The 20,988-nt window shown below is 56.9% G+C and carries 12 protein-coding genes, 1 tRNA gene and 2 pseudogenes; 8 read left to right on the forward strand and 7 right to left on the reverse strand.

Features of this window, described 5'->3' with window-relative positions; translation table 11 throughout:
• Positions 1–159: 159 nt before the first annotated feature.
• From ACUIAI_RS01470 to ACUIAI_RS01480, 3 genes and pseudogenes are all read right to left on the reverse strand, one after another.
• Positions 160–750: an MFS transporter gene (locus ACUIAI_RS01470; protein WP_445342401.1), complete on the reverse strand. Its 591-nt coding sequence runs from the start codon at positions 748–750 to the stop codon at positions 160–162.
• Positions 728–1,575, reverse strand: a pseudogene (locus ACUIAI_RS01475) (MFS transporter). Before ACUIAI_RS01475 ends, ACUIAI_RS01470 begins: the two are co-directional and overlap by 23 nt.
• Positions 1,572–2,021, reverse strand: coding sequence for a MarR family winged helix-turn-helix transcriptional regulator (locus ACUIAI_RS01480; protein WP_445342402.1), 450 nt, complete (start codon positions 2,019–2,021; stop codon positions 1,572–1,574). The pseudogene ACUIAI_RS01475 and the gene ACUIAI_RS01480 overlap by 4 nt, the downstream one beginning before the upstream one ends.
• A gap of 1,896 nt (positions 2,022–3,917) precedes the next feature.
• Here ACUIAI_RS01480 and ACUIAI_RS01485 point away from each other — a divergent pair.
• From ACUIAI_RS01485 to ACUIAI_RS01505, 5 genes are all read left to right on the forward strand, one after another.
• Entirely contained in the window at positions 3,918–4,250 is a 333-nt protein-coding gene (locus ACUIAI_RS01485; protein ID WP_445342403.1) for a hypothetical protein, read from the forward strand.
• Positions 4,251–4,690: 440 nt separating this feature from the next.
• On the forward strand, positions 4,691–5,629 hold the full coding sequence (locus tag ACUIAI_RS01490) for a carbohydrate ABC transporter permease (RefSeq protein ID WP_110412544.1): 939 nt from the start codon (positions 4,691–4,693) through the stop codon (positions 5,627–5,629).
• The gene (locus tag ACUIAI_RS01495) at positions 5,626–6,600 is read left to right on the forward strand and encodes a carbohydrate ABC transporter permease (protein ID WP_045935133.1); all 975 of its coding nucleotides are present in this window, start codon (positions 5,626–5,628) and stop codon (positions 6,598–6,600) included. The genes ACUIAI_RS01490 and ACUIAI_RS01495 overlap by 4 nt, the downstream gene beginning before the upstream one ends.
• A gap of 134 nt (positions 6,601–6,734) precedes the next feature.
• Positions 6,735–8,072 (forward strand): ABC transporter substrate-binding protein, encoded by a 1,338-nt coding sequence (locus tag ACUIAI_RS01500; RefSeq protein ID WP_211120894.1) that lies wholly within the window; start codon positions 6,735–6,737, stop codon positions 8,070–8,072.
• 185 nt (positions 8,073–8,257) lie between these two features.
• Positions 8,258–9,112, forward strand: a complete 855-nt coding sequence (locus tag ACUIAI_RS01505) for a helix-turn-helix domain-containing protein (RefSeq protein ID WP_445342406.1) — start codon at positions 8,258–8,260, stop codon at positions 9,110–9,112.
• Between the two features lie 276 nt (positions 9,113–9,388).
• On the opposite strand, the gene ACUIAI_RS01510 is transcribed toward ACUIAI_RS01505, so the two are convergent.
• On the reverse strand, positions 9,389–10,270 hold the full coding sequence (locus tag ACUIAI_RS01510) for a class I SAM-dependent methyltransferase (RefSeq protein ID WP_445342408.1): 882 nt from the start codon (positions 10,268–10,270) through the stop codon (positions 9,389–9,391).
• A gap of 714 nt (positions 10,271–10,984) precedes the next feature.
• Between ACUIAI_RS01510 and ACUIAI_RS01515 the strand changes: the two genes are divergently transcribed.
• On the forward strand, positions 10,985–11,704 hold the full coding sequence (locus ACUIAI_RS01515; RefSeq protein WP_445342410.1) for a Fic family protein: 720 nt from the start codon (positions 10,985–10,987) through the stop codon (positions 11,702–11,704).
• Positions 11,705–12,001: 297 nt separating this feature from the next.
• On the opposite strand, the gene ACUIAI_RS01520 is transcribed toward ACUIAI_RS01515, so the two are convergent.
• Positions 12,002–12,074, reverse strand: a tRNA-Arg gene (locus ACUIAI_RS01520).
• Positions 12,075–12,270: 196 nt separating this feature from the next.
• Here ACUIAI_RS01520 and ACUIAI_RS01525 point away from each other — a divergent pair.
• On the forward strand, positions 12,271–13,296 hold the full coding sequence (locus tag ACUIAI_RS01525) for an endonuclease/exonuclease/phosphatase family protein (protein WP_445342411.1): 1,026 nt from the start codon (positions 12,271–12,273) through the stop codon (positions 13,294–13,296).
• A gap of 6 nt (positions 13,297–13,302) precedes the next feature.
• Here ACUIAI_RS01525 and ACUIAI_RS01530 read toward each other — a convergent pair whose 3' ends face one another.
• Both ACUIAI_RS01530 and xseA read right to left on the reverse strand, forming a co-directional pair.
• The gene (locus tag ACUIAI_RS01530; RefSeq protein WP_445342412.1) at positions 13,303–13,614 is read right to left on the reverse strand and encodes an exodeoxyribonuclease VII small subunit; all 312 of its coding nucleotides are present in this window, start codon (positions 13,612–13,614) and stop codon (positions 13,303–13,305) included.
• A 105-nt stretch (positions 13,615–13,719) separates the two neighbouring features.
• Positions 13,720–14,994, reverse strand: coding sequence for an exodeoxyribonuclease VII large subunit (gene xseA, locus ACUIAI_RS01535; RefSeq protein WP_445342785.1), 1,275 nt, complete (start codon positions 14,992–14,994; stop codon positions 13,720–13,722).
• A 565-nt stretch (positions 14,995–15,559) separates the two neighbouring features.
• Between xseA and ACUIAI_RS01540 the strand changes: the two are divergent.
• Positions 15,560–20,968, forward strand: a pseudogene (locus ACUIAI_RS01540) (acyl-CoA dehydratase activase-related protein); the annotation flags it as partial.
• Positions 20,969–20,988 lie beyond the last annotated feature (20 nt).

Below are 20,988 nucleotides of genomic sequence, written 5' to 3' on the forward strand. Positions count from 1 at the left end.
TCGGGTCTCCAAGGCGGGGCAGGGGCATGATGGCTCCTGCCCCGCCTTGGTATTGATCTCAGAAGCGGAGGCGCAACCTTGCCTGGCCTGCTGTTTTGGTCAGTGCCCAAGGAGCTTGGTCTTTCCCTGATGGCCACGAAATGATTCAGGTAGTGGGTATTAATTTCGCTGCGGTTTTCGAGAGCGACGCAGGGCGGCTAGGATTAGCAGAACCTCCAGAGAGCCGACGATCAATAACAGGATCAGGGCATGCTGGGAGCCATTGATGGTGCCTAGACGACGGTCTGTGACTGCAGCCTGGCCTGCCGCGACGATGGTGGCTGCCAGGCTGCTGCCGATAGCTGCGGCGAACTGCTGGACGGTGTTGAAGATGGCGTTGCCGTCGGCCTGTTGCTTCTGGCTCAGCCGGTGTAGGCCGTTGGTTATGATGTTCCCAAAGCTCAGCCCGATACCCAGCATGAAGAAAATATAGAGTATCAGGATGGCCAGGGTTGTCAGATGGCGGGCCGTCAGGGCAAAACCCAGCAGGCCGATCAAGGCGACACAGCTCCTGCTGATGATGGATATGCGCGGACCCAGCTGATCATAGAGCCTGCCGGAGAGCGGGGCCAGAATGGCTCCGATCGCCGCGCCCGGCAGCACTACCAATCCGGCCTGCAGCGAGGTGCAGCCATTAACCAACTGCAGGTGGTTGGGCAGGATGAATGAGAGGGCCAGGGCGCTGATCTCAAAGAGGATGTAGGCCGACATGCAGGGAGAAGCGGCTGTCCGTGAACAGACGCACGTCGATGATCGGTTGGGCCTGATGCCGGGCTCGGAGGGTGAACACTGCCAGGGCGATAAGCCCCAGGACCAGCGCTCCGCTGAATCTCCAGGAGAGCAATCCTGCCGAGGCGTTGCTAATGCCGAAGATCAAGCCTGCGAAGCCCAGGACCATCAGGAACACGTCAAGCGGATCCAGTCCGGCTGTTTCCCCGTCTGCTGCCACCGGAATCGAAGGTATGCAGGCCAGGCCGGTAGCCAGCGAGATGATCAGTACGGGGATCAGGATGATGAAGACGAAACGCCATCCGATGGTGGTCGCTACCAACCCGCCAAAGGTGGGGCCGACGGCTGGTCCAATAGCTGTGATCAGAGTACCCACGCCCATCATGGTGCCGATACGCTTTGTTGGAACCTCCTGGAGGATGATGTTGAACATCAGAGGCAGGGCGATGCTGGTGCCCAGCCTTGTATTGCTCTTCCCAGCAATAGGAGGGGGAAGACCGGAGCTAGCGCGTCGATGATCAGTCCGATCAGGAAGAGCAGGTTGACGCACAGAAAGATGGTACGGCTGCGGAATCGGCGCTTAAGGGCCGCCGAGAGCGGGGTGACGGAGGCGACAACCAGCAGGTAGAGGGTGGTCATCCATTGGACACTGGAGGTCCCGATGCCAAAATGGCTCATGAGGGCAGGGAAAGTGATGTTCATGGCCGTTTCCACGATCACGCCACAGAAGGACATGATGCCGGTGGCTACTACCGCGCCTATTACCCTGCGGGGGATTGCAGTGCTTTGCGCTTGAGTTCTACTCATGAGCGAGACTCCTTTCCGGCTTGGGACGGATCATCGGAATTCAAGGCGATGAAATAGGCCAGCACGCGGTCGAAAGCAGCTAAATCACGCTGGTTGAACCGGCGCTCCATGGCATTCTGCTGACTTTCTATATAGCTCCGCACCGCTTTCTGCAGGCCCCGAGCTTTGGTGGTGAGAGCAATGATGCGTTGGCGGCCGTCCCTGGGGTCGCGTTTGGCGGCGACCAGTCCGCTAGCCTCCATTCGCTGTAGGATTTTTGTTGTTGTGGACGGACGGATGTCGAATTCCATCTCGATGTCCCGCTGGGTGTGGTCCTCGGACTCGCCCAGAAAGTCGATGATGGACATTTGAGTGCCGGTCAGTCCGTACTGGGCCGCGTAAGCATCCATGGATCGTGACATGAGGTTGGCTGCCCGTTTGATTCGTTTGCCGTAGTCTTCGCTCAAAGGCTCTCCTCAGTTAGATTGTTAGCTACCTAATGAATAGTCTCCCGGGTATGGACAAGCTGTTTAGACTCAGATAATTGGTGGCTTTACTGGATCCCCCGTGCAAAACCATGTACGGAGTCGATTCAAGGTTCAACTGGCCCAATGTTGCGGCCGGCTCGTATTGTCGGAATTCGGCAACATATATCATCTTCTTGCTATGCAAGGAGGATACCCGATTTCCAGTCTTACCGTACAAGCAAACGGAAGTCCTCTCGTCTGGCTCATATGTAGTTGGTTGGAAGCTAGCTGCTCCTGCATGACGTGGTCTATGAGAGAGCAGTGTCCGCGATCATGTAAGCGGACAGGGTCTTTATCCGTAGCAATGGCGCCTTAATTCCAGGACCCTGGGATGAGCCGATAGGCGGACAGTCTGACTATTCAGAGAAGGATGAAGGTACAAGACATGAGCGTATCCCACAAAATCCTTGCCGGATTGATGGCAGGGGCTGTTCTCCTGACTGGTGCATCGATGGCGACTCCAGCCGTGGCATCGGAAGATGAGCAAACGGTCAAGGGTGAGGCCAAATTCCTAGCATATCGATGGTCCTTCCAAAGATAGGGGGACCTCTTTAGCTTGGTTTGCCAACGCCACAAGCAACTACGGAGAAGAGAGTTCGATCAGTCAATCCAGCGGTAACCCGGCGTCTGTCGCAGCTTCAGGCCAACAAGGCGCTGGGGACGTGACTGGCCAGCGAACCGATGCGGATGCGGCGATCTCTGTGGCAGAACCGACCGGTGCTGACAACCAAGGTTGGTACTTCCGATCTACGGCCCAGGTGCCACTTGGCGGATCCGCGGCCATGCCTCAAACAGTGACTCCCTATTACCCTGGGGTCAGGGGGAGCCGGTACCTTTGATTTGGAAAACTGAGGCCGTTGATGTGGGCAGAGAGGGAACCTATCAGGTTCAAGGCGTTGCCACTGTTTTTCTTCGGCAACACAATCCCTTGTCAGGCATCAAGGTTGACCCTCATACTGTCAGCTGGGATTGGACTGATCCTCAAGGAAAGGTGGACCGAGCGCATGAGGGGGCTGTGGTGCCTGTGAAGGGTACTCTGGTCATAAATAAGTTGAGGGCGTTCCCTGCCCTGTCTTTCAGCCTTTACCTGGTTGCAGCCAAACCATAGAACGTGGCTGACCAAGGTTGAATACGCGGACGATGGGGCGAACTGGAAGCCGCTGCGGAAGGTCGCCAACAACCCGCAGCCTGGTCAGAAATCTGGCTTGTTGTGTTGGCAACCACTGCTCAGTCAACGTCCAAGATGATGATACGGCTAGGAAATCCATTGATGGATACCTTGCCTCGGGCAGGTCCACCAAGCGGCATCTTCGGATGTCGATCCGACAGTCACCTTCACTTTCGACAAAATCCGGACTATCAGCCTAGTCAAAACCGTCTTCCACTGGGGTGGGTCAGTATTTTGGCCGAAGGCGCAGACCATGGAATATTGCGATCGATCCGGCAGCTGGCACCGACTAGCAAACAAGACGAGATGGTATCTTCCTCAGGCCAGTGGTGCTGATGCCTCTACTAAAGCCGATGCGCCGACGGCGGCTTTCGCCTTGTCCGGCTCTGTCGAGGCAAAGGCAGTGCGGCTTGTCAACAATCTTCAGGATGCCAAAACGTATATCAACGTGGCCGGGATTAAGGTAAACGGTACGGGGAGTCTCTCAGACTTCGAGCCTTAACTGGGCAATGATGCCGACCTGGCTGATTTGCGCTTGGATGGACAGACTATTCAAGATTTCTCAGCTGAGCGCAATGATTATGTAGTCGATTTGCCGGCGGGTTTCCAAAGCAACCCCGTTTTGCAGGCCTTCAGCTGGGACAATGCAGCTAAGGTGGTTCAGACTGATGAAAGAACGAATATTGGTGGTAAGAGCTTCATTACCGTCACATCTGCTGACGGGCTTCGACTCTACTGTGGCGGGCAAAAAGACCATCATCGTTGCTTACTGCGGAGCGAACGCCAGCTTCGGTATTTGGGCAAAGGCCCGCGGGCAGAACGCGTCTGGTACAGAAACTGAAGGTTTGCACGGGAAGCATTCTTCGCTTGATGGACCTTCACATACGGTCATGACACATTTAGGAACTTCAATAATCTCGGTAGCCTCACTGGTCGGGACTCTTGTACTGACGTCATTCGGAGCATTGTTTGGCAGACGATATCAGTCAAGCAAGCGATAAGGGCACTTCTGGTGTCTCAGCTTCTCACACTATGGGAGGTTCTGGTTCACTAATGTTGTCATTGGTGAACCAGTCTCGTCCTCGGCGGTCAGAAAGCAGACGCAATACAGCGAAAGCAATATTTCGATATTAGATAGCAGTTTTCATGTACGGAGCCTTGTATTTGTTTATAGACTGAAAGTACGTTAATGATTGTACTATCAGCGTAATGAAAAGAGGCACAAGGATGTGTGCATGTGGAAAACAGTCGTGACCGTTTACAGCAAAACATCTACATTCAACAGAGTTGTCTGAATGGTTGACAGTTTCTGACATCTAGATGCTCAACGGCCAATTGGTGGGGCGTCCGTCCCTCAATTCTGGTTTGTTGACCCAGTTCTTCTTCGTCGTTGTTGACGGTGGAAGTTGGGTTCACGCATCAGACATCTCAAAGGAGAATAATGACATTTTCCAAATCGGCGGCAGGGCCAGCTGATGTTGCGAACAATCAGCAACCGAGCACCGTCAACAAGCACAGGCGTGATTGGCGCGGCTGGAAGTTCATGGGGCCTTTCGCCGTGGCTTTCCTGTTGGTGTTCATAATCCCGATCATCTATGCAATTTATATTTCCTTCTTTGAAAAACGAATGGTCGGCGGTACGGTTTTCGCCGGGCTCAGCAATTACAAACGCTTGTTCGCAGATGGTCATTTCTGGAGTTCGGTCGGCCGCGTCAGTGCTTTTACGCTGATTCAGGCGCCGCTCTGCCTCTTTCTGGCCGCCTTATTGGCTTTGGCGATTGACTCCATGAGATTGCATGGAACCAAATTTTTCCGGATTTCCACCTTTCTGCCTTATGCCGTTCCTGCCGTGGTGTCCACGCTGATCTGGGGATTCATGTACGGAGCCAAGTATGGACTGGTCGGCTCTTTCAATTCATGGACTGGCTTGCACCTGGACCTGCTGGCTTCCAATATTCTTCTGGTGTCTATCGGTAACATCGTGACCTGGGAATACACCGGCTATAACATGCTGATCTTCTATTCCTCCCTGTCTACGATTCCACATTCACTCTATGAGGCGGCGGCAATCGACGGGGCCAGCGAATGGCAGATCGTCAGACGGATTAAGATGCCGGAGTTGCGTGGAAGTCTGGCAATCACCGTGATTTTCAGCATCATCGGCTCCTTCCAGCTCTTCAATGAACCCTCGATCATGCAGAACATGGTGCCTGGGAACACCATCACTAGCTACTACACGCCGAATATGTACGCCTACAGTCTGAGCTTCGCGGGCAACCAGTCGAATTACGCTGCGGCCCTTGCCATTGTCATGGCCGTAATCACCATGGCGATTGCGTACGCGGTCCAGTTGAACAGTCTGAAGGAGCAGATGAAATGACCTCTGACATTTTGGATGAGTCGCCTTCAGCGATTCGGGCGCGTGAACGCAGACGCGCCAAGCGAGTAGCCAGGGATGAAAGGGCGGAACGCAAGCGCGCCGCAAAAAACGGATTCTCCAATCCCGCGAACCCTCGTCGCTCGATGACCCTGACGCTGGTTACCGGCATCTTCGCGCTATACTGCCTGTTTCCATTCGCCTACCTGATCATCAACGCCACTAAGACGCAGTCCGACTTCACCTCGACCTTCGGTCTTTGGTTTGGTCACACCTTCGCGCTTTGGGACAACATAACCACGGTCTTCACCTATGAGGACGGCATATTCGGACGTTGGCTTTTGAACACGCTGCTCTACGTGGTAGTGGGAGCGGGTGGCGCAACCGTACTGGCCATCATGGGCGGATACGCCTTGGCCAAGTTCGCTTTTCCTGGCCGCAAGGCAGTCTTCGCTGTCGTGCTGGGTTCCATCAGTGTGCCCGGCATTGCCCTGGCTGTTCCGCAGTTTCTGCTGTTTGCCAAGATGGGTTTGACCAATACGCCCTGGGCCATGATTCTGCCTAGCCTTATCAGTCCCTTCGGCTTGTACCTCATGTGGATATTCTCCGAGCAGGCTGTTCCTACAGAGCTCCTGGAGGCGGCCAGGGTTGATGGTGCGGGGGAGTTCAGAACCTTCCTGACCATCAGTCTGCCCCTGCTGGCTCCTGGAATCGTCACCACGGCCTTGTTCGCCATAGTGGCCACCTGGAATAACTACTTCCTGCCCCTGATCATGTTGAAGGATGCCAATTGGTACCCCCTGACCATCGGACTGAACCAATGGAAGAACCAGGCCAACACTGCCGGCGGTCACGCCATACAGAATCTCGTCATCACCGGATCGCTGATCACTGTCATTCCTCTGATGATCGCTTTTCTGATTCTCCAGCGGTACTGGCAGTCCGGATTGGCTGCAGGTGCGGTCAAGGAATGAATGAATTTTTGCGGTTGCGGCCACTTAAACCAATCGCAGGGTGAGTGGCCGGGAAGGGAGTCTTTCGTCGTCATGCGGCAAGGATTCATGCCAATAAAAGCTGATGAAAAGTACTAAGAGAAAAGAGTGATGTAATGAAACATGCAAAAGGGCTGAAGCGTCTAGTGGCTTGTGCCGGCGTGCTGGCCATGTTTCTCGGCGTCACCGCCTGCGGCGGTAGCAAGCAGAGCAGTGGCGACGAGAATGTGGAGCTGAACGTCTGGGCATGGGAGCCCACCTTGAAGGCCGCAACCAAGGAGTTCGAGAAGAAATACCCGAACATCAAGATCAAGCTGCAGAACGCCGGGACAGCCAAGGAGCAATACACGGCGCTTGACAACGCCTTCCAGGCAGGCAAGGGGGCACCCGATGTGGCGCAAATCGAACTTTATGCCCTCAGCCAGTATGCCATCAATGATCGGCTGACTGATCTGAGTGACAGGACCAAGGGCTACTCGAAGTTCTACAATCCCGGCACTTGGAATTCGGTTCTGGTCAACAAAAAGCCCTACGGACTGCCCTTTGGCTCTGGAGCCATGGCCTTCTTCTACAACAAGGATGTGTTTGACAAGGCTGGCGTTGATGCGACCCAGATCAAGACCTGGGATCAGTATTACGAGGCTGCTAAGAAGATTCGGGCGGTGGGTTCCTACATCGCTGCCGATTCCGGTGACGCGGGCTTCTTCGACGCCATGATATGGCAGGCCAACGGGCATCCTTACAAGCTGTCCGCAGATGGCAAGGATCTGTCCATCAACCTCGATTCCGACAAGGGGACTCAGAATTTCATCAAGTGGTGGCAGAAGATGATCGACGAGGATTTGGTCGATACCAAGACCGTCATCTGGACCGAGGACTGGAACAAGAGCCTAAACAATGGAAAGCTCGCTTCTGCGCTGATCGGCTGCTGGATCCCAACTACGCTGGTCAACGTGGCACCCGACCAAGCAGGCAAGTGGAGGGTCACTACTATGCCCACCCAGGATGGGTCTGCGGTCAACTCCAACCATGGCGGTTCGTCGCTGGCGATTATGGCCTCGAGCAAGAAGACCGATGCAGCCTATAAGTACATCGATTTCATTTCGCGGAACCAGGCCAGCATTGACGCTCGTGTGGCAGGCGGTTCATTCCCGGACGATGTGAAGACCACTGAATCGAAGAAGTTCAAGGAGGCCACCACCGTCAAGAACACCAAGGGTGATGACATCGAATACTTCGGCGGTCAGAAATACAACGAGGTCCTGGCCAAGGCGGCAAGCGATGTGATCCCTGGTCACGCCACGCTGCCCTTCGAGGTCTATGCTCGGACTGTATTCGCTGACGACGTTGGTTCTGCCTATACCGACAAGAAGATCACTCTGAAGCAGGGTGTGGATGCCTGGCAGAAGCACCTGAAGGAATACGGTAAGCAGCAGGGCTTCAACGTGCACTGATCTTCATAAAGTAATGGGAATTCTGCCGTTGCCTTGTATTGTTTGAGTATGAGGTAACGGCATTGCCGTATTGGCAAGGACGAAGCTGCCGGTTGCTTGAGTATTCCTGGCTTCATTTAAAGGTCGTCAGGCGCGGCTGTCGTGATTCGTGGGGAAATTGGTTTGTGCGGAAAGGAGGGTACGTCATGGCGAAGCCTGCTGAACACGGCATCGATGTCAATGCCTCTGACTTTTTGATTCACACTCCTTCGGCTATTGCGCGAACAACTTTCTTCTATCCGTTGAGGGTGGGCAAATTCTCCTATGAACCCGGCTACAGGTTGGAGCGACGATCCTTTGACAGCTATCTGATCATTCATATCGATAGCGGCAGGCTGACGCTGGATCTGCCCGAAGGTTCGTTCGTAGCTGAGGAGGGCCGGTTTGCGCTGGTCAACTGCTACGCACACCATGCCTATGGCACCGATGTCCCAACGACAGCCCAGTGGCTCCACTTCGACGGCATCATGGCTCGGCCCTACTACGACTACATCATCAGGAAGCTGAGCAACGTTTTCATGCTTTCCTCCGAGACCTACGCCTTGGAGCGGATGCGGACCATTACCTCCTTGATGACGGCGGAAAACGGCTATTCGGAAGCGAGGATGTCCAAATACATCACCGACCTGCTCACCGAGTTTGCCGATGAGCAGCCGCGCTCCTTCAAACGGAAGCAGGAGGAGGTGGTGGAGGACACGATTGCCTATGTGTCCTCCCACTTGTATGAGCCGCTCACCGTCTCCGGGCTGGCTAAACGAGTCTTTCTGAGCGAATACCACTTCATTCGATTGTTCAAGCAGGAAACCGGCATCACGCCGCATGCCTACCTGGTGGACTCCCGTATCCATGCTGTGCAGTATTTGCTGGTGAATACCGGGATGTCCATACGTCAGATTTGTCAGCAGTGCGGTTTCACATCCGAATCCTCATTATGCGCCTCTTTCAAGAAGAGCACGGGCATGACACCCATGAAGTATCGCAGACTCAAGCAGGGCGAGTAACTGACACGTTATTGATTGGACTATTGGCTCCAGTGTCGTATGTGTATAAAAGTATCTCTAAAATCCGCCTTTTACGCAATCACAAAGTCCGGGCTTCCATGGATCTGTTCCTCGACATTGGCGGGATCAAAGGTGAACGATAATTCGTTATCGCAATTCGGTATGGAATGCTGCTCCTATTCCGTTACGCAACTTTTGCGGTAATGGAATAGGAGCAGCAGCAAATCTGCCGGATAGGGCGCCGTGCTAAGCCAGACCATGTTCGTACTTACTCGGTCAGGCTTTCTTTCTAACTACCATCGAGAAGGTTAGGGGGATCTGAGGCTGATTGTGGGGCATGATCCATCCCCTGAGGTCTGGGCTGTACTCAAGCATTGGCAGTGACTGCCAGTCGTCCACATTATGCTCGCCGATGGCCTCTATAGTAAGTCCGGCATCTAGGAGAGCACCGCTTATTTCCTGGAAGTCATGAGCCCAATTGTGATTGGTGGTGTGGGTAATTCGGGGTTTTGTCCCGTCTTCAAGCGAGCCGGCTGCTGACGTGTAGCTTTGATCCGTCTCATAAGTCGTTTCTGTTCCGCCAAAATAATCTTGAACTATCGACAAGCCCTCATTGTTCAAGGCAAAAAGCAGAGGATGGTTATCGCGGATCATGAATATTCCACCGTCTGCTAGCAGGGAGGCAATTGAACGAGCCCAGTCCCTTAGATCGGGAAGCCAGGTGATGGTTCCGCAGCTGGTGACGATTACATCGAATGAGCCTTTCTGATCAGGCATGGCATCGGCAGCACAACGAGCATCGCTTTGAACATAGGTTATGGTTGCGCCGGCGCGTTCAGATAACTTCCTGGCATAATCCAGTGAGGTGGGAGAGAAATCCAGGCCATATACGTCTCGTGCTCCCAAGCGCCACCACGATAGGGTATCAGAGCCTATGTGGCATTGCAGATGCAAAAGACGTAACCCTTTGATGCTGTGTTCGGGCAGATGGGGCTTCAAAACCTCCAGATCGCGCAAGGTCACTGGCGACAGGGCCGATGGATCATCCGCAAAAGCGTCAAGGTCTCCATAGCCACCGTTGGCGTGCACAACTGCCCTGTCATTCCAGTTGAGGAGATTATCCTCTACATCCTCGTTCTGGTGCATTTGATGAGACATGGGGTTCCTTTCGGATGAGGCTTATCGACAATGATCGAGCCGGTCAATGTTCAAAACAGATTTTCAAGTGCAAATTTGTGCAGGTTTGTCAGTCACGCACGAATATGCAACTTTTTTATTATCCTCAATATCCACTGCGTCGGCAAATACGGGGTGCCTAGGAGCGATTCGCGTAATCCAATCGTATTTTTAACTTTGAGTTGAGTCTTTCCCGACTATTGATTGCGTTAGGGTCCTTATATCAGGTTCTGCTATGGTGTCAACAAGTCTATCGATGCTGTGTCATGAACTATGGGATACAACATCTTATCGGCTACCACGCCACGCAAGCCCCCCCCCCTGGATTCTTTTGAAAGCATTGTGCAGGACACAGAGTGCTACGAGTCCAGGCACGGGTAGGGGGATGTAAGCCCTCTCGACAATGAACTTTTCGGTTTCCTCGTCTTGTATACGTGACACCTGAAAATGGGATGCTCGATACGCGGCACAACACAACAGGAAAGAGGAACACGTGAATACCATGAGCAAGAATCCGGCAAACATGTTCGAGCGACTGGTTCCTGGACATAGTAAGTGTCACCGCCACATTGAGGATTTGCCCACTGGAGTTGAACTCTTTGCGGCTGGTCGGTCGGAAGCCGGGCGAGAACAGCTGATGCAGAATACGGCTGGCATGAGAGAATCTAAGCAGAACAGGAACGGAAGGAAACGCACATGTGCGAGTACGGATCGCTGAGCACCAAACAACTTGCCGGGCTCCTGTACTCCATGGGCCGCACCTTTGATGGGCTGCAGTCGACTTTCATGGCCACTGAGGAGTTCCTGCGTACCGGCAATCCCCAGGTCGTCAATTCCAAGGCCGACTACAACCTTCTGCTAGATTTGCGGCAGGCCGCGGACTACACCCTGCACTACGACTATGCTCGCGAGCCGATCGACCTGGCCTACGTGAAGTCCATCAACGCGCAGTTGACAAGGACTGCTGCCATGGAACCAGGCAAGCTGCGCGACGAACGCACCCCCGTCATGGTCAGCACCCCTTTGGGGAGGTACGAGCCACCCGTGCCTGATTCTGCCACCATTGCATCCCTGATAAAAAGCGCCGTTTGGGGAGCAACTGGAGAAGACATCCTGGAAGATGCGGTGCGTCTTTTTGCCGGACTGGCCAAGATGCAGCCATTTGGCGACGGCAATAAGAGGACTGCGCTGCTCGCTGGCAATGGGCTGCTGATCGCGCATGGCGACCGGCATCCGCTCACTGTGCCCACCAGTGATAAGGACAGGACCTGGTTCAACCGGGAGCTGGCCGCTTATTATCTCAACAGCGATCAGACGATCATTCGCCACTTGGCCAAGTGGAACAGGCAGCATGTATTGCAGGCTGAGCATTGGGATAACAGGGACGATATGCCATCCTCAGATGGACGTCCCTGACCTGTAACGTCCTCTCGCCTTGGGCTGGTAATGGTCAAACGAGCACAGTGATCAGCACATGGTGTTAGTCAGACATGACCTCATCGACTGCTCTGACTTCGAAGCATACCCGGCAGCTGTATCAGCCGGACCGCGTATAAGCTCGACTAACGGTACCGAAACCTCCTCCAATGTACATGTGTGGAAGCTAGTAGCGGGGGATACCCGTTGGCGATGTGCCAGAATATGGAAAGCCATAGGGTTGGGAAATGGTTGCGGAGAGCAGGGCCAAGTACTCTTATGCCTGAACCTTTAGAGTGCCCCGGATGCGATTCGAACGCACGACACCTTCTTTAGGAGAGAAGTGCTCTATCCCCTGAGCTACCGGGGCAACGGAAACTACTGTACCACGAAGTGGGACTTGGGCAGGTCGCTGGTGTGCGGGCTAGCACCGTTCCCTTTCTGGAGAAGTTAGGTTCATATACCTGTCCGCCATATGGTCGTGGTTTACAATTGCTCAACGGTCGAGCTGACTGTGTGTTCCTTGGAAGGGGGACCGGGTCGGCGATGATTTTCTGGAGGAGACCATGGCGAGATTCAGACAGTCCTTCCTGGTGAAGCACGTCTTTGGGTGGGTGGCCAGGCTGCTGGCGTTGGCCAGCTTGCTGGCTCTGGCGGCGCGTGCCTGTCCGGCATGGCTGTCGTCGATCCCATACCTGCCGGATCTGGCCGCTCTGACGCCCTGGTTCATTCTCTTGGGTCTGCTGGCCCTGCTCCTCGCTCTGATGTCTTCACGATGGTTCACGGCTTTGGTTCTTATCACCTCCTTGGCTCTGAATGTCTACTGGCAGTACCCCTTCTATCAGGAAGGATCCGAGCTCAGCGGGCAGGCTGATCAGCTCAAGGCTCTTGAACATCCCGACCGCTACGACGATGTGGCTCGGGTCATGACGCTGAACGTCTACAAGGGTCAGGCCGATGCTGATCAGGTAGTCAAGACTGTCAGCGACAACCGAGTGGAGGTGCTGGCTCTGCAGGAGGTCAGCAAGGATTTTGTGAACCGTCTGCACAAGGCCGGCATCGACCGCTATCTGCCCCACGAGCAGCTTTCCACATCATCGAAGGAATACGCCAACGGTCTTTGGACGGCCGCGCCAATGCAGTCGCCTTCAAAGGACGACGTGGGATCTCGCTCCTCCATGATGCCGGCGGCCAGCATTGACTTCGGCAGAGGCAAGACCAGCGTCAGATTCGTCTCGGTCCATACCACCTCGCCGCAACCTGGCAGTTGGAATGCCTGGCGACGCAGCGTGTCCGACCTGGGAAAGCTGCGAAACCACGAGCACACTCGATACGTACTGATGGGAGACTTCAACGCTACTTATGACCATGCGGTCTTCCGAGACATGTTAGGGGAGCGGTTCAGCGATGGGGCACGTCAGGCCGGGCATGGCATGAGCATGACCTGGCCGGCCGACAGGGCTCCATTGCCCAGGTTGGTGGCCATCGATCATGTTGTGGTGGACCGTGACATCAGGGCCAACCAGCTGCAGGCCGTACCTATCGCGGGTTCAGATCATGCAGCCCTGCTGGCCACGGTGATGGTGGAGTAGGGGACTTCAGGCATCCAAGTTGGATTGTGTGCCAGCCTGGGCTCCGGCGCTGGCCTGCTCCTGCTGGGCGGCATCGAGCTTGGCTCGCACCTGGCCTAGCAGTTCCTGGGCACGCTTGGCGAGGGCCTCGCCAATCTCCCACTGACGCATGGAGGCATCCAGGTCCAGGCCGCCGGCCTCTAGCGCCTGAACCGCCTGGATCAGCTGATCCCGGGCCTGCTCATAGGGCAGTTTGGCGATGGTATCGCGTTCCTTCTGGCTCAAGGCCGAAGCCAGTACCGGCTGCTCCTTGGTCTGCGCCTCGTCGGTGTCGCTCATGCCTGCTCCTCTTCTTATCTGATTTCTATCTGGTGCGTTATCAAATTTCTGGTGATGTGGATGATTATCGCGGATGATCATACGCGGCAGATCCCGTTGGACCGGTCACTGCCCGCTGACGACCCTGGTCTCTATCCGGCCTTCTTTGACAGTCAGGGTCAGATCCTGATCAGTCTGAACCTGCTGGGGGCTGACGACCACCTTCCCGTCCAGGGTCTGCACGACTGCGTATCCGCGATCCAGCGTGGACTGGGGAGAGAGGGCGGTCAGCGAGGACTGGAGCTTCTCCACGGTCAGGGAGGCGTCGTCCACGATCCGTCGCAGGGCGATGTCCAGGCGGACCAGCGACTCGTCAACCAGCCGCTGGGGCTTGTCCAGCATGGTCTGCGGCCTGGTCAGGCTGGGGCGGTTGGCGTATCCCTCAATCAAACGCGTCTCGCCTTCGACCATATTCTCAATACGCGCGTTTATGCGCATTCGGGCCTCCTGGATAATCCCTTCCTGCTCGACCAGGTCGGGCACCACCCGCTTGGCTGCGTCAGTGGGGGTGGAGGCGCGCAGATCTGCGGCCAGATCAATCAGGGTCCAGTCGTCTTCGTGACCGATGGCCGAGACGATGGGGGTGATGCAGGCTGCCGTGGCCCGAACCACTGACTCGTCCGAGAAGCCCAGCAGATCCTCGAAGCTGCCGCCGCCCCTGGCCACGATGATCACATCCACGGCAGGATCAGCATCCAGCTTTTGAATGGCCTCGACCACCTCGGGCGGGCACTGAGGACCCTGAACGTGGGCGTGCACCACGGAGAATTCTATGGTAGGCCAGCGCAGGCGAGCGTTGGTGATCACATCCCCCTCGGCTCTGGCCTTGGGTGCGCAGATCAGGCCGATGCGCCGGGGAAACTCGGGCAGGGGAACCTTGTTCTCTGCGTCAAAAAGCCCCTCGCCCTTGAGCTTGCGCCTGAGCTGGTCGATCTGCTCCTTCAGGTCGCCGGTGCCCACACGCTTGATCCGGTCGGCCATGAAGCTCAAACGGGTCTGTTTAATCCACAGGTCGGGCCGCCCGTGCACCACCACCCGGTCGCCCTGGCGGAATTCCCTGGCCTGGGTGGCGAAGGCCCGGAAGCCCATGACATTGATGGAGATGTCCTCGAAGTTGTCTCGCAGGGTCAGATATGCGGAACCGGTCCGGCGGGTGTTGATCTCCACGATCTGGCCCTCCACCCAGGCTCCGGGCCAACGGGCCACTGCGTCATGGTACTTCTGGCTGAGCACACTGACCGGCCAGGGGTCTTCCTCGGTGGTATCTCGTGCCAGGCGGGGCAGCTGATCCAAGGGTTTGGGGGCCAGTCCTGACGAGGCTGGGCCAGCCGGTGCGCGCATTGCCCCCTGCATGTTCGAACCCATGTATGCTTGCACCTGATGCCTCCTGACCATCTGTTCCGCCAGCATGACCAACTCATCCGGCATAGCCTGTACAGGATGGTATTCGGGTTGGTCAGCGAAGGAAACGTTCTTTCAGGGTCTCTCAATACGGGGACAATTCCATATGCCCTGTAAGTTCGTTACAGGCCCTCCGCCGATTGCTTCTGAGCCGATTTCGCCGAGGGCACAGTGCCATTTCTCCTGTTTACAAGAAGGTTGGGATTAAGGCGAAAGTGTGGAGGAGAAGGGTTGGAACCAACGCCTTGATGCACCTGCTATCGTCAGCGGCTTGCTTGTAGCAAAGGTGGTTTTGCTGGCGGCTGTGTCAAAGCATACAGTCTTGATTCTCCCATACCGCAGAAGTTATTCACGCTCTGGCGGTAGCATGAATAAAGTAAGCCGGATATGATGTGGTGTCTGCTTTTAAAACCCATCATGCGGCGGTCTCACGGATTGAGGTTGTTTCATGTCTGATGGCGTCGACATAGCGGGTCGATATAAGGGCACAGGACCGCGGGATCTCCTGCGTGTGGGTTTGGACATCGGTTCCACCACAGTCAAGGCCGTGGTTCTTGGCACAAGAGACAGGCTGGATCAGGCGCTTTTCAGCGACTATCGCCGTCACCACGCCAATGTGCGGCAGTGCGTAGCGGAACTGGTCACCGATATCAAGCTTTCACTGTCACGGGTTGGCCTGGCCGGCAATCCCATCAGCCTGGTGATCACTGGTTCGGGCGGGTTGGAGCTAGCAAGCCAGCTTCAGGCTGAGTTCGCCCAGGAGGTCATTGCCGAGACCGAGGCCATCAACGTCACCTATCCCGAAGGGGATGTGATCATCGAGCTGGGCGGCGAGGATGCCAAGATCACCTATCTGAAGCCCACTCCGGAGCAGCGGATGAACGGGTCCTGCGCAGGCGGAACCGGAGCCTTCATCGATCAGATGGCCACTCTGCTCAACACCGATGCTTCCGGCCTGAACGATATGGCTTCCAAATACAAGACCATTTATCCCATCGCATCGCGTTGCGGGGTCTTTGCCAAGTCCGATCTCCAGCCTCTGATCAACGACGGAGCCGCCAAGGAGGATCTGGCCGCATCAATCTTCAATGCCGTTGCCACACAGACTATTTCCGGTCTGGCCTGCGGGCGTCCCATCCGTGGCAACGTGATCTTTTTGGGCGGGCCCCTCTTCTTCATGAGCGAGCTGAGGGAAGCCTTCAAGCGGATCCTCCAGGACAGGGTCAGCCGCTATATCATTCCCGAGAATGCGCACCTCTACGTGGCCTATGGCGCCGCCATCATGGCTGGTCGTCACGACCAGGATGGCCAGGACAGCGCTGCGCATGTCAAGACCGACTACTCGCCAGAAACCGATGTGAACGACCCCTTCGGTCCTGCTTGGGGACTGGACCAAGCGGAGGTCGACAAGGCACGGTCCGAGAAGGCTTCGAACCTGGACAAGATGGCTCTGCAGGATGCCATGCAGGATGGCCGCACCACCACCCTGGTGAACGGTGAGAATAAGGTTCAGGCGACCGAGGCCACCAAGGATGCCAGCAAAAACCAGGACATGCACTTTGATCTGACTTCCTTGGATGGCGTCCTCTCCGCCCTGAAGGGCCTGGAGAACATGCCTTCCACAGCCAGAACGATCCGCCCGCTCTTCCTGAACGAGGAGGAGCGCAAGGAGTTCAATGACCGGCATGGTGCCCAGGTCATCCCCACCGGGGACCTGTCCGGAGCCAAGGGGCCGCACTTTCTGGGCATCGATGCGGGCAGCACCACCATCAAGGCCGTCCTGATCAACGACGATAAGACCATCGTCTGGTCCACCTACGGGGTGCATAAGGACAGCCCCCTGATTGCCGCTGCCAACATCGTCAAGGAGGTCAGGAAGTCCCTGCCCGAGGGCGCCTACATCGCCCGTGCCTGCGCTACCGGATATGGTGAGGGTCTGGTCAAGGCCGGCCTGCATGTTGACGAGGGCGTGGTCGAGACCATGGCCCACTACCGGGCCGCCGAGGAGATCAGCCCCGGCGTTACCTCGGTCATCGACATCGGTGGGCAGGATATGAAGTACATCGCCGTCAACGACGGGGTCATCGATTCGATCTGCGTCAACGAGGCCTGCTCGGCCGGCTGCGGGTCCTTCCTGCAGACCTTCGCCCAGTCCATGGGCATCAGCATCCAGGAGTTCACCAAGCAGGCGCTGGCCTCCGAGGCCCCGACCGATCTGGGCTCCCGTTGCACGGTCTTCATGAACTCCTCGGTCAAACAGGCTCAGAAGGAGGGTGCCTCCCCGGAGGACATCGCCGCAGGACTCTGCTACTCGGTGGTCAGGAACGCTCTCTACAAGGTCATCAAGCTGCGTGACGCCAACGCCCTGGGGCCGGTGGTCGTGGTCCAGGGAGGCACCTTCCTCAACGATGCCGTCCTGCGGGCCTTCGAACTCCTGACCGGTCGCAAGGTGACCAGGCCCAACATCGCCGGGCTCATGGGAGCCTACGGTGCCGCACTGACGGCCCGCATGCACTGCCCGCAGAATGACGAGATCGAGGATTTCGCTGCGGCCAGCTCCCACATGGCCGCCGGGACGAAGTCCGTGGGCAGGACCCCCACTACGCCCAACAGGGCTCCGGCTTCCACCAAGTCAAGGTTGTCACCGGCCGCCGTCAACAAGATTGCCTCCAAGAATGATCAGGGGTTCAAGACGACTCTGCCCGATCTGAGGGTGGAAGACGGCCATGTAGTCAGCTCCATCCTGGCGGGGGATGATCTGGACAACCTCTCCATGACCACCACCCACGATGTCTGCAAGCTCTGCCAGAACCACTGCAAGCTGACCATTACTGAATTCGAGGACGGCGGCCGCTATGTGACCGGAAACCGCTGCGAACGTGGCGGGGACAAGAACCGTAAGCGCTCCGACAGGCCCAACCTCTACGACTTCAAGTACAAGCGGGCCTTCGCCTACCGCCGTCTGACCCCTGACAAGTCCACCAGGGGTGATATCGGCATTCCTCGTGTGCTCAACATGTATGAGGACTACCCCTTCTGGTTCACTCTGCTGACCTCGCTGGGCTTCCGGGTCATGATCTCCGGGCGGTCCAACCACGAGCTCTTCGAGAGCGGGATGGAGTCCATCGCCTCCGAGAACATCTGCTACCCGGCCAAGCTGGTCCACGGGCACATTCACTCCTTGGTGGGCAAGGGCATCAAGACCATTTTCTACCCCTGCGTCACCTATGAGCAGGAGCTGGTTCCCGATACGGACAATCACTACAACTGCCCAATCGTGGCCAATTACCCGGTGGTGATCGAGGCCAACATGGGCGAGCTCAAGGAGAACGGCGTCCGCTTCATGCGGCCCTACTTCAACCTGTCCAACAAGGAGAAGATGGTCGAGCGGATCGTCAAGGTCTTCGACTGGGCCAAGGTGAGCGAGGAGGAGGCCCGGACGGCCGTCCAGGAGGCCTACCGTGAGGATGCCCGGTTCAAGGAGGATGTCCGCCAGGAGGGGCTTCGTGCCCTGGCCTACATGCAGGAGTACGGAGTCAAGGGCGTGGTCCTGTCCGGACGACCCTACCATGTGGACCCCGAGGTCAACCACGGCATTCCCGAGACTATCTGCTCCCTGGGTATGGCTGTGCTCTCCGAGGACTCCATCTGCGAGCTGGACGTGCATAAACTGCCCAAGCTGAGCGATTACATCATTCCGGCGGCGGGGGAGCGGGCCCTGGCCTCCAACAACCCCACAGCCGCCAAGTTCCGCAAGACCGTGCCAGGCTTTGGTGACGACCATCAGAAGATGCCCTTGAGGGTGACCGACCAGTGGGCCTACCACTCCAGGCTCTACTCGGCAGCCAGGTTCGTCTCCGAGTATCCCGACCTGCAGCTGGTCCAGCTGGTCAGTTTCGGATGCGGCGTGGATGCCATCACCACCGACCAGGTCCAGGAGATCCTGGCCGATAAGGGCGATGTCTACACGCAGCTGAAGATCGACGAGGTCTCCAACCTGGGTGCGGCCAAGATCCGTCTGCGCTCGCTGAAGGCCGCCATGGACGAACGCCATCAGCGGGATCTGGCCCAGGAGGACAGCGAAGACCGGAAGGAAGCGCCCGTTATGGAACAGGTGCCTGCGAAGGTCGCGGTCAAGGAAGTTGGTTCATCGCCTGACCTGGTTCGGGTGGAGGATTCGTCTGATTCTCAGAATTCTCAAGATCTTGCAAGCCATATTGAAGCAGTGGAAGCGGATGCGCCTGACCAGCCGAAATCCGATGGGTTCCGGTCCACCAACGCGCAGAAGATCAACTTGTCCCAGCGCAAGGCCGACATCGTGGCTCTGGCCCGGTTCGTGGCCCTGCACGACAAAAGCGATCAGGGTCTGATAGGTCTTCACCCCATGGGTATCAGACCCATCCGGGAGACCATGGCATCGCGGCAGAAGGAAGCCGAAAGCAAGTCGGCAGAGCGCCCGGCCGGACAGGTCGAGGATGTCCAGGCCAACGGAGCCGCCGCCAAGCCGACCCTGTCCAAGTACGCCACAGAGCATCGCTTCACCAAGGAGATGGGGCACAAATTCACAGTGGTGGCACCGCAGATGTCCCCAGTGCACTTCTCCCTCCTGGAGGCGGTCTTCTCGAGCGCCGACTACCACTTCGAACTCCTGAAGCATGCCACGCCCGAAGACATCAACACCGGCGTCAAGTACGTCAACAACGATGCCTGCTTCCCGGCCATCATCGTGGTGGGGCAGCTGGTCAACGCCTTCCTGTCCGGCAGGTTCGACCCGCATAAGTGCGCGGTCATCGTCACCCAGACCGGCGGCATGTGCAGGGCCACCAACTACTATGGCCTTCTGCGCAAGGCCATGGCTGATGCCGGCTATGGCTACGTGCCGATCATCACGCTGAGCGTGCAGGGGTTCAAGGCCAATCCCGGCCTTCAGGTAACTCCGGCTCTGCTGCACCGCGCCGTCAAGGCCTTCTACCTGGGCGACGCCATGATCGAGTGCCTGCTCAGGGTCCGCCCCTACGAGCAGGAGCCCGGCTCAGCCAACAAGCTCTACAAGCTCTGGGACACGATCTGCAAGGAGACCATCGAGCACCACGGGTACTCCAAGACCGCCAAGATGGTCTATGGCCATGGCTATCTGCCCTATGGCACGCTGATGAAGCGGATGATCCGGGCCTTCGACCAGCTGCCTCTGCGCAATATCCCCCGCAAGCCACGGGTGGGCGTAGTCGGGGAGATCCTGGTCAAGTACCATCCCGATGCCAACAACCACGTGGTCGACCTGATTGAGAGCCAGGGCTGCGAGGCTGTACTCCCTGGCGTCTGTGACTTCATGGTCAACGGCATCTCCAACGCTGAATGGAACGAGGAGATGCTGGGCACCGGCGGCCAGGTGGGTGTCAAGAAGATCGTCCTCAAGGCTGCGGATGTCTACCGTGCCCCCATGATCGCCGGCTTCAAGGCCTCCCATGGAAAGTTCGACATTCCCGCCCACATCAGCGATCTGAGGGAGAAGGCCGCCTCGGTCACCTCCCTGGGTGTTCAGGCCGGAGAGGGTTGGCTCCTGACCGGTGAGATCATCGAACTGATTCAGTCCGGCGCGCCCAACATCGTCTGCGCACAGCCCTTCGCCTGCCTTCCCAACCACGTGACCGGGCGTGGCATGTTCGGCAAGATCCGCAGGACCTACCCCGAGGCCAACATCGTCTCGATCGACTACGATCCCGGCGCCTCTGAGGCCAACCAGCTCAACAGGATCAAGCTGATGATCGCCGCTGCCAAGAAGCCGGGCGACCAGCAAAAGCTCAGCCAGGACCACAAGGCGGCCCTTGAATCCCAGCCTGCGGAATCGACCGGCCTGGATGCTGGGCAGGCAGCACCTGTCCAGGACGGGGAGAAGGTTCTGGAGAGCCTGTAGCCACCATGACGGGGCCGGAG

It is taken from the genome of Bifidobacterium sp. ESL0827 (assembly GCF_052606685.1).